Origin of the sequence: Pseudomonas serbica, assembly GCF_028823535.1 — a bacterium.
Classification (GTDB): Bacteria; Pseudomonadota; Gammaproteobacteria; order Pseudomonadales; family Pseudomonadaceae; genus Aquipseudomonas; species Aquipseudomonas serbica.
The window spans coordinates 55,332-70,123 of sequence record NZ_JAQIYM010000006.1; the positions used below are offsets into that span (position 1 = coordinate 55,332).

The following is a 14,792-nucleotide window of genomic DNA, read 5'->3' on the forward strand; positions in this document are numbered from 1 at the left end:
TTCGGCGCGGAAGGTAAGTGGTTGAATTGAAAAGAAATTTGCCTCGATAAGAGGCAGCCTGGTGAGAAAGTGTCTATGAAAGCAGGTCTGTACCAACCAGATGAATTCAAGGATAACTGCGGTTTCGGCCTGATTGCCCATATGCAAGGCGAGCCCAGTCATACCCTTTTGCAAACGGCCATCGAGGCCCTGACCTGCATGACCCACCGCGGTGGGATTAATGCTGACGGCAAGACCGGCGACGGTTGCGGTCTGCTGATTCAAAAGCCGGACGTGTTCCTGCGAGCCATCGCCCAGGAAACCTTCGGTGCCGAACTGCCCAAGCAATACGCCGTGGGCATGGTCTTCTTCAACCAGGACCCGGTCAAAGCCGAAGCGGCTCGCGAGAACATGAATCGCGAGATCCTGGCGGCCGGCCTGCAGTTGGTCGGCTGGCGCAAAGTGCCGATCGATACCAGCGTCCTCGGCCGCCTGGCCCTTGAGCGCCTGCCACAGATCGAGCAGGTGTTCATCGGTGGCGAAGGCCTGAGCGACCAGGACATGGCCGTCAAGCTGTTCACTTCCCGTCGTCGCTCGTCGGTGGCCAACGCCGCTGATACCGACCACTACGTCTGCAGCTTTTCGCACAAGACCATTATCTATAAAGGCCTGATGATGCCGGCGGACTTGACCGCCTTCTATCCGGACCTGAGCGATGAGCGCCTGCAAACTTCGATTTGCGTGTTCCACCAGCGCTTCTCCACCAACACCCTGCCGAAATGGCCGCTGGCTCAACCGTTCCGCTTCCTGGCGCACAACGGCGAGATCAACACCATCACCGGCAACCGCAACTGGGCCGTGGCCCGTCGTACCAAGTTCAGCAACGACCTGATGGACCTGGAAGAACTCGGCCCGCTGGTCAACCGCGTCGGTTCCGACTCCTCGAGCATGGACAACATGCTGGAGCTGATGGTTACCGGTGGCATCGACCTGTTCCGTGGCGTGCGGATGATCATTCCGCCTGCGTGGCAGAACGTCGAGACCATGGACCCGGACCTGCGGGCGTTCTACGAATACAACTCGATGCACATGGAGCCGTGGGACGGCCCGGCTGGCGTGGTAATGACCGACGGTCGCTACGCGGTGTGCCTGCTCGACCGTAACGGTCTGCGTCCGGCGCGTTGGGTCACCACCAAGAACGGTTTCATCACCCTGGCGTCCGAAATCGGTGTCTGGAACTACCAGCCGGAAGACGTGATCGCCAAGGGCCGTGTTGGCCCGGGCCAGATCTTTGCCGTGGACACCGAAACCGGTCAGATCCTCGACACCGATGCCATCGACAACCGCCTGAAGTCCCGTCATCCGTACAAGCAATGGCTGCGCAAGAATGCCCTGCGCATCCAGGCGACCATGGAAGACAACGACCACGGTTCGGCGTTCTACGACGTCGATCAGCTCAAGCAATACATGAAGATGTATCAGGTCACGTTCGAAGAGCGCGACCAGGTGCTGCGTCCGCTCGGCGAACAAGGTTACGAGGCCGTCGGCTCGATGGGCGACGATACGCCGATGGCCGTGCTGTCCCAGCGCGTGCGCACGCCGTACGACTATTTCCGCCAGCAGTTCGCGCAAGTCACCAACCCACCGATCGACCCGCTGCGTGAAGCCATCGTCATGTCGCTGGAGATCTGCCTCGGTGCCGAGCGCAACATCTTCCAGGAGTCGCCGGAACACGCCTCGCGCGTGATCCTCAGCTCGCCGGTCATTTCCCCGGCCAAGTGGCGCTCGCTGATGAACCTCGATCGTCCGGGCTTCGAACGCCAGAAAATCGACCTCAACTACGACGAAAGCATCGGCCTGGAAGCCGCGATCCGCAACGTTGCCGATCAGGCTGAAGAAGCCGTGCGCGCCGGTCGTACCCAGATCGTCCTGAGTGACCGTCACATTGCCCCGGGCAAGTTGCCGATCCACGCCTCCCTGGCCACCGGTGCGGTACACCACCGCCTGACCGAGAAGGGCCTGCGTTGCGACTCCAACATCCTGGTGGAAACCGCGACCGCACGTGACCCGCATCACTTCGCCGTGTTGATCGGTTTCGGCGCCTCTGCCGTCTATCCGTTCCTGGCTTATGAAGTGCTGGGCGACCTGATCCGTACCGGTGAAGTTCTGGGCGACCTCTACGAGGTGTTCAAGAACTACCGTAAAGGCATCACCAAGGGCCTGCTCAAGATCCTGTCGAAGATGGGCATCTCGACCATCACTTCGTACCGCGGTGCGCAGTTGTTCGAGGCTATCGGCCTGTCCGAGGAAGTCTGCAACCTGAGCTTCAAGGGCGTACCGAGCCGCATCAAGGGTGCGCGCTTTGTCGACATCGAAGCCGAGCAGAAAGCCCTGGCTACTGAAGCCTGGAGCCCGCGCAAGCCGATCCAGCAAGGTGGCCTGCTGAAGTTCGTCCACGGTGGCGAATATCACGCCTACAACCCGGACGTGGTCAACACCCTGCAAGCCGCTGTGCAGCAGGGCGACTACAGCAAGTTCAAGGAATACACGTCGCTGGTGGACAACCGCCCGGTGTCGATGATCCGCGACCTGCTGAAAGTCAAAACCCTCGACACTCCATTGGACATCAGCGAGATCGAACCACTGGAATCGGTGCTCAAGCGCTTCGACTCCGCCGGTATCTCCCTGGGCGCCCTGTCGCCGGAAGCCCACGAAGCCCTCGCCGAAGCCATGAACCGCCTCGGTGCGCGTTCCAACTCCGGTGAAGGCGGCGAAGACCCGGCGCGCTACGGCACCATCAAGAGCTCGAAGATCAAGCAGGTTGCCACCGGCCGTTTCGGTGTGACCCCGGAATACCTGGTCAATGCTGAAGTGCTGCAGATCAAGGTTGCCCAAGGCGCCAAGCCGGGCGAAGGCGGTCAACTGCCGGGCGGCAAGGTCAACGGTCTGATCGCCAAGCTGCGTTACGCAGTGCCGGGCGTGACCCTGATTTCGCCACCGCCGCACCACGACATCTATTCGATCGAAGACTTGTCACAGCTGATTTTCGACCTCAAACAAGTCAACCCGAAGGCGCTGGTTTCGGTGAAGCTGGTCGCAGAAGCGGGCGTCGGCACTATTGCTGCCGGTGTGGCCAAGGCTTATGCGGACCTGATCACCATCTCCGGCTACGACGGCGGTACCGGTGCATCGCCGCTGACCTCGATCAAGTACGCAGGCGCCCCGTGGGAGCTCGGCCTGGCCGAAACCCACCAGACCCTGCGCGGCAACGACCTGCGCGGCAAAGTGCGGGTACAAACCGACGGCGGCCTGAAAACCGGCCTCGACGTGATCAAGGCAGCCATCCTTGGCGCTGAAAGCTTCGGCTTCGGCACCGCGCCGATGATCGCCCTGGGCTGCAAATACCTGCGCATCTGCCACCTGAACAACTGCGCCACCGGCGTCGCAACCCAGAACGAGAAGCTGCGCAAGGATCACTACATCGGTACCGTCGACATGGTGGTGAACTTCTTCACCTACGTCGCTGAAGAAACCCGTGAGTGGCTGGCCAAGCTGGGCGTGCGCTCCCTCGAAGAGCTGATCGGTCGTACTGATCTGCTGGAAGTCCTCGAAGGCCAGACCGCCAAGCAACATCACCTGGACCTGACCCCGTTGCTGGGCAGCGACCACGTCCCGGCGGACAAGCCACAGTTCTGCGGTGTTGAGCGTAACCCGCCGTTCGACAAGGGCCTGCTGGCCGAGAAAATGGTCGACATGGCCACTTCGGCGATCAACGACAAGAGCGGCGCCGAATTCGCCCTGGATATCTGCAACTGCGACCGTTCCATCGGCGCGCGGATCTCCGGTGACATCGCGCGCAAGCACGGCAACCAGGGCATGGCCAACGCGCCGATCACCTTCCGCTTCAAAGGTACGGCCGGTCAGAGCTTTGGTGTATGGAATGCCGGCGGTCTGAACATGTACCTGGAAGGGGATGCCAACGACTATGTCGGCAAAGGCATGACCGGCGGCAAGCTGGTCATCGTTCCGCCGAAGGGCAGCATCTACAAGACCCAGGACAGTGCCATCATCGGCAACACCTGCCTGTACGGCGCCACTGGCGGCAAGCTGTTCGCCGCCGGTACCGCGGGCGAGCGTTTCGCCGTGCGTAACTCCGGTGCCCACACCGTCGTGGAAGGCACTGGCGATCACTGCTGTGAGTACATGACCGGTGGTTTTGTCTGCGTCCTGGGCAAGACCGGTTACAACTTCGGCTCTGGCATGACCGGCGGTTTCGCCTACGTGCTCGATCAGGACAACACCTTCGTTGACCGGGTCAACCACGAACTGGTGGAAATCCAGCGGATCAGCGGCGAGGCGATGGAAGCCTACCGTAGCCATTTGCAACGCGTGCTGAACGAGTACGTCGAGGAAACCGACAGCGAGTGGGGTCGTGAACTCGCCGAGAACCTCGATGACTATGTGCGTCGTTTCTGGCTGGTCAAGCCCAAGGCTGCCAACCTGAAATCGTTGCTTTCCAGCACCCGTGCCAACCCGCAGTGATATGCGCCTGAAGAGTTTGATGAGGTTTTAACAATGGCTGAACGTCTGAATAACGACTTCCAGTTCATCGATGTCGGGCGCAAGGATCCGAAGAAGAAACTGTTGCGTCAACGCAAGAAAGAGTTCGTGGAAATCTACGAACCCTTCAAACCCCAGCAGTCGGCCGACCAGGCCCACCGCTGCCTGGGTTGCGGTAACCCGTATTGCGAATGGAAGTGCCCGGTGCACAACTTCATTCCCAACTGGCTGAAACTGGTGGCCGAGGGCAACATCCTCCAGGCTGCCGAGCTGTCGCACCAGACCAACACCCTGCCGGAAGTCTGCGGCCGTGTGTGCCCGCAGGACCGTCTGTGCGAGGGTGCCTGCACCCTCAACGACGGCTTCGGCGCGGTGACCATCGGTTCGGTGGAGAAGTACATCACCGACACCGCGTTCGCCATGGGCTGGCGCCCGGACATGTCCAAGGTCAAGCCGACCGGCAAGCGTGTCGCGATTATCGGCGCCGGCCCGGCGGGCCTCGGTTGTGCCGACGTGCTGGTGCGCGGTGGCGTGACCCCGGTAGTGTTCGACAAGAACCCGGAAATTGGCGGTCTGCTGACCTTCGGTATCCCTGAGTTCAAGCTGGAAAAGACCGTGCTGAGCAATCGCCGCGAAGTCTTCACCGGCATGGGCATCCAGTTCCGCCTCAACACCGAGGTGGGCAAGGACGTGACCATGGAGCAACTGCTCGAAGAATACGATGCGGTATTCATGGGCATGGGCACCTACACCTACATGAAGGGCGGCTTCGCCGGTGAGGATCTGCCAGGCGTCTATGATGCCCTGGACTTCCTGATCGCCAACGTCAACCGCAACCTGGGCTTTGAAAAGTCGCCGGAAGATTTCGTCGACATGAAAGGCAAGAAGGTCGTGGTCCTGGGTGGCGGCGACACGGCGATGGACTGCAACCGTACTTCGATCCGCCAGGGCGCCAAGTCGGTGACCTGCGCCTATCGTCGTGACGAGGCGAACATGCCGGGCTCGCGCAAAGAGGTGAAGAACGCCAAGGAAGAAGGCGTGAAGTTCCTCTACAACCGCCAGCCGATCGCCATCGTTGGCGAAGACAAGGTCGAAGGCGTGAAAGTGGTCGAGACCCGTCTCGGCGAACCGGACGCCCGTGGCCGTCGCAGCCCCGAGCCGATCCCGGGCTCCGAAGAGATCATCCCGGCCGACGCCGTGGTCATCGCCTTCGGTTTCCGCCCAAGCCCGGCACCGTGGTTCGATCAGTTCGCCATCCAGACCGACAGCCAGGGCCGTGTCGTGGCCCCGGAACAAGGCCAGTACAAGCACCAGACCAGCAACCCGAAAATCTTCGCCGGTGGCGATATGGTTCGCGGTTCTGACCTGGTGGTGACGGCGATCTTCGAAGGCCGCAATGCCGCCGAAGGGATCCTGGATTACCTGGGCGTCTAACCCCGGCGCCTGAGCCAAACGCAATAACCCTGTGGGAGCGAGCCTGCTCGCGAAAGCGGTCTGCCAGCCAACTTCAATGTTGGATGTGCCGGCCTCTTCGCGAGCAGGCTCGCTCCCACAGTTGTTTTAGGGCGTTGCGGAAAATCGTGTTCCAGCGCGACAAATTGACCCGATAGACAAAAGGCTGACCTGCATTCGTGCCTTTTGCGTCGCGCTCTGAGAAAATGCCCGCACTTTTTTTCCGGATGCCGACATGACTGCCCTGAAGAACGACCGTTTCCTGCGCGCCCTGCTCAAGCAACCCGTAGACGTCACCCCTGTGTGGATGATGCGTCAGGCGGGTCGCTACCTGCCTGAATACCGCGCCAGCCGTGCCAAGGCCGGCGATTTCATGAGCCTGTGCATGAACCCGGCGTTCGCTTGCGAAGTCACGATGCAGCCGCTGGACCGTTACCCACAACTGGACGCGGCGATCCTTTTCTCCGACATCCTGACCATCCCCGATGCCATGGGCCAAGGCCTGTACTTCGAAACCGGAGAAGGTCCGCGCTTCAGGAAAGTCGTCAGCACCCTGGCCGACATCGAAGCCCTGCCGATTCCTGATCCGCACAAAGACCTGGGTTACGTGATGGATGCGGTCAGCACCATCCGCCGTGAACTGAACGGCCGCGTGCCGCTGATCGGTTTCTCCGGCAGCCCTTGGACCCTGGCCACCTACATGGTCGAAGGCGGCTCGTCGAAAGACTTCCGCAAGACCAAGGCCATGCTCTACGACAACCCCCAAGCCATGCACTTGCTGTTGGATAAACTCGCGCAGTCGGTCACCAGCTACCTCAACGGCCAGATCATGGCCGGTGCGCAAGCCGTGCAGATCTTTGATACCTGGGGCGGCAACCTGTCGGCGGCGGCGTACCAGGAGTTTTCCCTGGCGTATATGCGCAAGATCGTCAGCGGTCTGATTCGCGAGCACGAAGGTCGCAAGGTTCCGGTCATCCTGTTCACCAAGAATGGTGGCCTGTGGCTGGAAAGCATTGCTGACGCCGGCGCGGATGCCCTGGGCCTGGACTGGACCTGTGACATCGGCAACGCCCGTGAGCGTGTCGGCAGCAAAGTTGCCTTGCAAGGCAACATGGACCCGACGGTGCTCTACGCCAAGCCGGAAGCGATTCGTGCCGAAGTCGGGCGTATTCTCGCCAGTTACGGCAAGGGCAGCGGCCACGTGTTCAACCTTGGCCATGGCATCACCCCGGAAGTCGATCCGGAACACGCTGGCGCCTTCCTGCGCGCGGTGCATGAGTTGTCGGCGCAGTATCACGAATAATTACGTCAAAGTTGATTAAAACCCGTCTGGCCTGGCGCCAGGCGGGTTTTTTTATATGTTTTATTTTGTCTCTAGTTTAATTGTTGCCTCTTGTAAGATTTATTTTCTTTCTTTGTCAGATATCGGGCCGGAAAGAAATATCCTCATGTAATTGGCGATTTTTCCTACATATTAAGCTCTTTCATCCGAGTATATTCGCGAATCCGTGCTCACCAGTGTTGAGCTCAATTGCAATTAATGGTGCCTGCAATGCGCGCCTTAATTCTCGATAAGCAGTCTGGAATTTATTGGATGAAAAATACTTATTGCAAGGGAAGTGCGTTGGCCGCCTGCACTTCTTCAATGATCCTGTTATCGGCAATGTTGGCATCACAAAGTGTTTCCGCGCATGGCTATCTGGAAGTGCCGCCTTCGCGCGCGCTGGCTTGCCAGAAAGGCTTGAATACCAAATGTGGTGGTGCCCAATACGAACCTCAAAGTGTCGGTGAAACCTTCAAGGGTTTCCCGGCGGGCATTGGCGGCGCGCCTCTGCAAGGGCCAGTCGATGGCAAGATCGCGAGTGGCGGCCACTCGTTGTTCTCCGCCCTGGACGCCCAGTCGGCCGCCCGTTGGCACCTGACGGAAATCAAGGATCGCAACATCGATTTCCAATGGCAGTACACCGCTGTGCATCCGGCCACCAAGCATGAATATTTCATCACCCGCAACGGCTGGAACCCCAACGAAGCGCTCAAGCGTGCCACGTTCGAAAGCACGCCGTTCTGCACTATCGATGGCGGTAACCAGAAGCCGGTGACGGGTGCCAAACATAACTGCAACATCCCCACGGACAAGTCCGGCCAGCACGTCATCCTGGCGATCTGGACGGTTGGTGATACCGATGCAGCGTTCTATAACGCGGCGGATGTGAACATTCTTGCAGAACCAGAACTACCGGGCGGTTGGTCCTCCGTGGGCAGCATCTCGCCGTCGACCTCGTTGCTGGTCGGAGACAAGGTCAAGGCGCGCGCGTTCTCCGCCAATGGTGAAAACCCCGACTATAGCGTTGAAATCTCCATCGACAGTGCCGAGGAAGGTTCGCCAAACAACTGGTCGTTCAAATTGGCAGAAGCCATCAACAAGGCTCACGCGCTCATCCGTGCAGGTGTTCGTGATGAAAGCGGCACGATCGAACCAGTCAAGGGCAACAACAGCGTATACGCGCAAAAAGACAGCGGCGTAACCCGTTACGAATTGCAACTGGACATGAAGGAAGATGCAGCGGCGAAGCTGTCAGTCGGCGCCATGCAGCCGCAGTATGTTTTGGTAAAAGGTCAGGCCAAGGTCGATTTTGGAATGATCTCCAATCGCAAGATGAACGTCGAAGCAATTCTGTTCGACCAGAACAACAAGCCGGTGGGCTCGACATCGACACAGGCGGACAGTGGTTCCAACTGGCTGGCCATCGATATCCGCAGCAATCCCGGGGCACATACCCTGACACTGGTTGGCACCACTCTGGATGGCCGGACCACCCGACAGGACACCCAAACTATCAACGTGACCGGTGAAGGTGCCGGTGCCGACTACGACTTCGTGTTCCCGGAAGGCATCAGCGAGTACACCGCCGGCACCAAGGTACTGCAACCGAAGACCAATGAAGTATTCGAGTGCAAGCCATTCCCTGAATCGGGTTATTGCAAGCAGTACAGCCCGACTGCCAATGGTTTTGAACCCGGTGTCGGTGCGCACTCGCACATGGCCTGGAACAAACTCTAAGTTCTTTGGCAGTACTTCAGGTGACCTGTGAAAGGTTGCCTGAAGGTTCATTTTTTTATCGAGATGCAAATGACGGTTTCCGGTTATTCCAGACAACGCGTGCTGCTGCACTGGATATCGGCAGCGATCATCTTGTGGACTCTGGCTTCCGGGTTCTATGTATCTGTCGTAAATGTATCCGTCCCGGTTAAGCAGTCGGTGGCATTCATCAATGTTTCGCTGACCACAGTATTCATACCGTTTTTTATCTGGCGAGTTTGTATTTTTGTCTATCACACTTTGCATGCAAGGAAGGTGGCGGCATCGACGGGGCAAAGGCTCGTGGGACTTGCTCACGTACTGATCTACCTTGCGGTGAGCATTGTTTTAGTGACCGGTGTGCTGATGATGGATCGCCCCATCAATGTGTTCGGCCTGGTCGAGATCCCTCAACCTTTAGGCAATTCCTTCCTCATCGCGCAGTTCACCACGGTTCATGCATGGGCGAGTGGGGTTCTTTCGGCACTGATTGCACTGCATGTCGGTGCCGTGATCGTGCACGAGATTTGCGGCCGCCGGGTACTGCGGCGGATGTCGTTATGAGGATGCGGCAATTATTCGATAGAGCGCTTCCCTGGTGAAGAACTCGTTGAAGCTGATGAGTCGTTTTAGCCTGCTGGTCATGCCGCTGGGTTATGCCGTGCTGCTGATCTGGCAGGAGTGGCACTTTCGTGAGCGCCTGGCCTCGCCGCCACTACCGGTATGGGCACCCACCGCTGTTCCCGTGCACATACCGCTGGATGCTACGGCGGTCGCATCGGTGCTGGGCCTGACACAAGGAACCTCATTGCTTGCCAGTGCCGAGCCGCTGACCTTGCAGGCCAGCTTTGTGCTCAGCAACGGTTTGTCCAGAGCGTTGCTCGCCGACGCCCAAGGCTCGCGCATCTACCAGGTGGGCGAACGCTTGCCCGGTGGCAGCGTTCTGCGTCGCGTCGAGGCCAATCAAGTGGTGCTGTGGAACAAGGGGCGGGAGGAGCGGTTAGCGCTGCAACCGTCTGCCGCCAGCTTCCTGCGTCGATTCGAGTCGCCGGGTGACACACAGTCTTCCGCGGTTTCCACGCGTTATCTACGCCCGGTTTCCGGGCTGTCAGAGTGATCTACATCATGAACAGTTTCGTTGGCGTGCAGACCTTGCGCTCCATGTTTTTACTTGTCATTTTGGCGAGCCTGGCCTTGCCGGGCACGGTGCGGGCTGCGCAAGAAAAGTGGCAGCTGGCGATGAATAACGCCGAGCTGCGCGACATCGTTGAAGAGATCTCCGGCATTCTGGGGACCACCGTGGTGCTTGATCCCAGGGTCTCCGGTCGCATCACCGTGATGTCTCGGCAAGCCCTTGATCGCGAAGGCGTCCGCCGTTTGTTCTACTCGGTGCTCGACGCCCACAATTTCACGGTGATCGATGAAGGTGACCGGATCCTGATCACGCCAGTGACCGAAGCCAAGACGCGCGCCGGCACCAGTCCTGCAAAAAACGCTACGCCCTCGCAATTTGTCACCCGGGTGATCGAGCTTAACAACAGCAGTGCCGCCGACATCGCCGGGCTGGTCCGACCCCTGGTCTCGGCCAGCGGTTATGTCGGGCCGTCTGTGTCGACCAATGCGGTGGTGATCACGGAAACGGCCGCCAATGCGCAACGCATCAGCCAGGTCATCCGCCAGTTGGACTCCGGACAAGGCAATATGCACGCGGTGGTGCAATTGCGCCACGCCAGGGCCAGCGACGTGGCCCCCGTGATGGAAGCGTCCCTGGGCAAGCGCACTGCCGAGAGCGCGATCCAGGTATTGGCCGACACCAGGACCAACCGCCTGATCCTGATTGGCCCGTCAGCCGTTCGCCAACGCTTGGCCGAGCTGGCGCGCGGTCTCGATATTCCTGCCACCGAGACGCCGGACAACGCCCGGGTGATCCGCCTGCGTCACAGCGATGCCAAGCAGCTCGCAGAGATTCTGGAAAGCATGGGGCAAGGCCGAAAGGCGACTCCCACCCTTGGCAACAGCAAGGATGTAACGCCTGGCACGGCCTTCATGATCAAGGCCGACGAAAGCCAGAACGCGCTGGTGCTGATCGCCGAACCAGAGCAGGTCAGGACCATCGAAAGTATCGTGCGTCAGTTGGACCAGCCGCGCGCCCAAGTGCTGATCCATGCCGCCATCGTCGAGATTTCCGGGGACATCGCCGAGGCGGTTGGCGTGCAGTGGGGCATCAGCACGGGGGATGCGAAGGGCTTCATCAACTTCCCCGGCACGGATATCCCCATTGTTGGCGGCCTGGATTTCGACGAGAAAAAATCCGCACCCGAAGGCGCGCTGTTGCGCCTGGGCAGTGATCGTTTTGGCGCATTGATTTCGGCACTGGCCAGCAACACCAACAGCAACCTGCTCTCCACGCCAAGCCTGTTGACCCTGGACAATCAGGAGGCGCACATCATCGTTGGCCAGAATGTCCCGTTCAAGACCGGCTCTTACGCCACCAACAGCAATGGTGCGGACAATCCGTTTACCACTGTCGAACGCAAGGACGTGGGCATCAGCCTGAAGATCAAGCCGTACATCAACGAAGGCTCGACGCTGAGGCTGGAGGTCGAGCAGGAAGTGTCGGACATCGCGCCCTCGGTATCGGGCATCGACTCTTCGGACCTGATCACCAACAAGCGCGCCCTCAAGAGCACCATCCTGGCCGACGATGGCGAGATCATCGTGATCGGCGGCTTGATCAGAGACAGCGTCAGGACCCAGAAAAGCGGGGTGCCGTTACTGCGGGATATTCCTTATTTGGGCGCGCTGTTTCGCTGGAACCGCGATACCCAGAGCAAAAGCAATCTCATGGTGTTCCTGCGACCAACGATCGTGCGCAGCAAGGAAGACCTGAGCGGCATCAGCCAGCAGCGTTACAACGCCCTGCGTGACTTGAGCCAGTCAGGGGCGCTGGATAACAACTCATTGCTGTTGCCGGCGGATTCGCGCCAGCTGTTCGAACCGGCTTCCGGTGCCCCGGTGTTCGACCTGCGCAAGCCGGCGTCGCCTGCGCCATGACCCAACTGCCCTTCGGTTTTGCCCGTCGATTCGGTGTGCTGCTGGAGTGCGAAGACGGCGAGTCGAGTCTTGCAGTGCGGGCCGATACGCCACTGACCGCCCTGGCGGAAGCTCGCCGGGCATGTGCTCGCGAGCTGCCGCTTCGAGTGCTGGAGCCCGAGATATTTGCCACACGCCTGGCAGCCGCCTACCGCGAAGGCCAAAGCGCCGCCGAGCAGGTTGCCCAAGGGCTGGACGAAGAACTGGACCTGCTCAGCCTGGTGGACAAGGTGCCGCAAACTGCCGATTTACTCGAGCAGCAGGGCGATGCGCCGATCATCCGCCTGATCAATGCGCTACTCAGTGAGGCCATGCGCGAGCAGGCCTCGGATGTGCATCTGGAAACCTTCGAGCAGTACCTGTCGGTGCGCATGCGAGTCGATGGGCAATTGCGTGAAATGCTCCGGCCTCGACGTGAATTGGCGACGCTGCTGGTGTCACGCATCAAAGTCATGGCGCGCCTGGATATCGCTGAAAAACGCGTGCCCCAGGATGGGCGGATGGCCTTGCGCCTGGCCGGGCATGAAGTGGATGTGCGGGTCTCGACCCTGCCCTCGGCACACGGCGAACGGGTGGTACTGCGCTTGCTCGACAAACAGGCCGGGCGCCTTGAGTTGTCGCGCCTGGGCATGCCGGACGACATCCTGCGCGACCTGCGCCACCTGCTGGGTAAACCCCACGGCATTCTGCTGGTGACCGGGCCCACCGGTTCCGGCAAGACCACCAGCCTGTACGCGGCGCTCAACAGTCTGAACGACCAGACACGCAACATCCTCACGGTTGAAGACCCCATCGAATACCACCTGCCGGGTGTCGGGCAGATGCCGGTCAATCCGAAAGTGGACATGACCTTTGCCCGGGGCTTGCGCGCGATCCTGCGCCAGGATCCGGACGTGGTGATGGTCGGTGAAATCCGTGACTGCGAAACCGCTGAAATCGCCGTGCAGGCTTCCCTGACCGGTCACCTGGTGCTCTCTACGCTGCACACCAACAGCGCGGTCGGCGCGATGACGCGCCTGGCAGACATGGGGGTCGATAGCTACCTGCTGGCGTCGTCGCTGGTGGGTGTCCTGGCGCAGAGATTACTGCGCACGTTATGCCCCCATTGCAAGGCGCCCTACAGCGCGGATGCGGCCGCCTGCCAGCGCCTGGGACTGGGCGTGGCATCGTTGCAACTGTTCCGGGCCGTGGGGTGCGAGCAGTGTCAGCACGGCTATCGCGGGCGCGTCGGCATTTATGAACTGATCAGCGTGACACCGGCGTTGGCAGCGCTGATTCACCAGGGGGCGAGTGAACAGGCCTTGGCCATCGAAGCACGCCTGACGTCGCGCAGTCTGTTCCAGGACGGTCGCCAGCGGGTGCTGGATGGATTGACCAGTCTCGACGAGCTGCTACGCGTGACTCGGGAGGACTAGGTCATGCCGACATTCGATTATCGGGCTGATGACGATCAGGGGCACCGGCGCAAGGGGCGGCTGGAGGCCGACACTCCCCGTCATGCGCGCCAGCTGTTGCGTGAGCGCGGGTTGTGGCCGCGGGACATCAAGGAAATCCGGGTCAGTGGAGGCGCAAACAAGCAAGGTAACGCAGGGCGATTAAGTGCCGCCGACCTGGCGCTGCTGACCCTGCAATTGTCCACGCTGGTTCAGGCCGGTTTGCCTCTGGAGGAATCTCTCGAGGCAGTGGCGAAACAGACTGCCAAGCGCCGGGTTGCCAGTTTGCTGTCGGCGGTCCGGAGCCGGGTCATGGAAGGTCATGCCCTGGCCGCTGCGTTGGCGCAGTTTCCCAAGGCGTTCCCGGAACTGTTCCGTGCCACCGTGGCCGCCGGCGAACGTTCCGGTCATCTGGGTCATGTGCTGGAGCAATTGGCCGCGTATACCCAGGCCCGCCAGGCCTCGCGGCAAAAAATCCAGATGGCGCTGGTGTACCCGTTGATCCTGATGTTGGCCAGCCTGGTCATCGTTGGCTTTCTGCTCGGTTACGTGGTGCCGGACGTGGTGAAGATTTTCGTCGACAGCGGCCAACCATTGCCGTGGTTGACTCGCGTGTTGATCCGTTCCAGTGACGGGTTGCGCAACCATGGCCTGTTGTTGCTGGCCGCGCTGGTGTTGCTGATCGCCTTCTGGCGCTGGAGTTTGAGTCAACGGGCCTGGCGCCTGCGCTGGCATCGTCTGGCGCTGAAACTGCCAGTCTGTGGCGACGTGCTGCGCGCCATGGAAGCCGCACGATTTGCCAGCACCCTGGCCATCCTCGGCAAGAGCGCCGTGCCCCTGGTCGATGCCCTGGAAATCGCCGCGGCGGTGATCGGCAACCTGACCATCCGTGCGCGAATGACCGACGTCGCCCGCTCGGTCCGCGAAGGTGGAACCCTGACCCATGGCCTGGAACTGAGCGGCGACATCCCGCCGATGATGCTGCACATGATTGCCAGCGGCGAGCGTGCGGGCGAACTCGATCGCATGCTGGCCCGTGCCGCCGAGCAACAGGAAAACAGCCTGGCGGCACGTATTGCCCTGGTGGTGAGCCTATTCGAGCCGGCCATGCTCGTGCTGATGGGCGGCGTCGTGCTGCTGATTGTCCTGGCCATCCTGCTACCGATTCTCAGCCTCAACCAATTGGTGAATTGATC

At 60.3% G+C, this 14,792-nt stretch carries 9 protein-coding genes; all 9 read left to right on the forward strand.

Translation table 11 applies throughout. The features are described 5' to 3' along the window. Positions 1-75: 75 nt before the first annotated feature. Positions 76-4,521 (forward strand): glutamate synthase large subunit, encoded by a 4,446-nt coding sequence (gltB, locus tag NQL71_RS11110; protein ID WP_077185445.1) that lies wholly within the window; start codon positions 76-78, stop codon positions 4,519-4,521. Between the two features lie 33 nt (positions 4,522-4,554). Next, complete coding sequence (locus tag NQL71_RS11115; protein WP_046816965.1) at positions 4,555-5,973, forward strand: glutamate synthase small subunit GltD family protein; 1,419 nt, start codon at positions 4,555-4,557, stop codon at positions 5,971-5,973. A gap of 253 nt (positions 5,974-6,226) precedes the next feature. Beyond that, complete coding sequence (gene hemE / locus NQL71_RS11120) at positions 6,227-7,294, forward strand: uroporphyrinogen decarboxylase (protein WP_046816966.1); 1,068 nt, start codon at positions 6,227-6,229, stop codon at positions 7,292-7,294. A 291-nt stretch (positions 7,295-7,585) separates the two neighbouring features. After that, a complete protein-coding gene (gene gbpA / locus NQL71_RS11125; protein ID WP_248686825.1) occupies positions 7,586-9,052 on the forward strand; it encodes an N-acetylglucosamine-binding protein GbpA in 1,467 nt (488 codons plus the stop codon). 27 nt (positions 9,053-9,079) lie between these two features. After that, entirely contained in the window at positions 9,080-9,634 is a 555-nt protein-coding gene (locus NQL71_RS11130) for a cytochrome b (RefSeq protein WP_343228874.1), read from the forward strand. 34 nt (positions 9,635-9,668) lie between these two features. Then, on the forward strand, positions 9,669-10,187 hold the full coding sequence (locus tag NQL71_RS11135) for a type II secretion system protein N (RefSeq protein ID WP_080957109.1): 519 nt from the start codon (positions 9,669-9,671) through the stop codon (positions 10,185-10,187). Positions 10,188-10,195: 8 nt separating this feature from the next. Beyond that, positions 10,196-12,124, forward strand: coding sequence for a type II secretion system secretin GspD (gspD, locus tag NQL71_RS11140; RefSeq protein ID WP_274642645.1), 1,929 nt, complete (start codon positions 10,196-10,198; stop codon positions 12,122-12,124). Further along, positions 12,121-13,578, forward strand: coding sequence for a type II secretion system ATPase GspE (gene gspE, locus NQL71_RS11145; protein WP_046819939.1), 1,458 nt, complete (start codon positions 12,121-12,123; stop codon positions 13,576-13,578). The genes gspD and gspE overlap by 4 nt, the downstream gene beginning before the upstream one ends. A 3-nt stretch (positions 13,579-13,581) precedes the next feature. Further along, entirely contained in the window at positions 13,582-14,790 is a 1,209-nt protein-coding gene (gene gspF, locus NQL71_RS11150) for a type II secretion system inner membrane protein GspF (protein ID WP_046819938.1), read from the forward strand. Positions 14,791-14,792 lie beyond the last annotated feature (2 nt).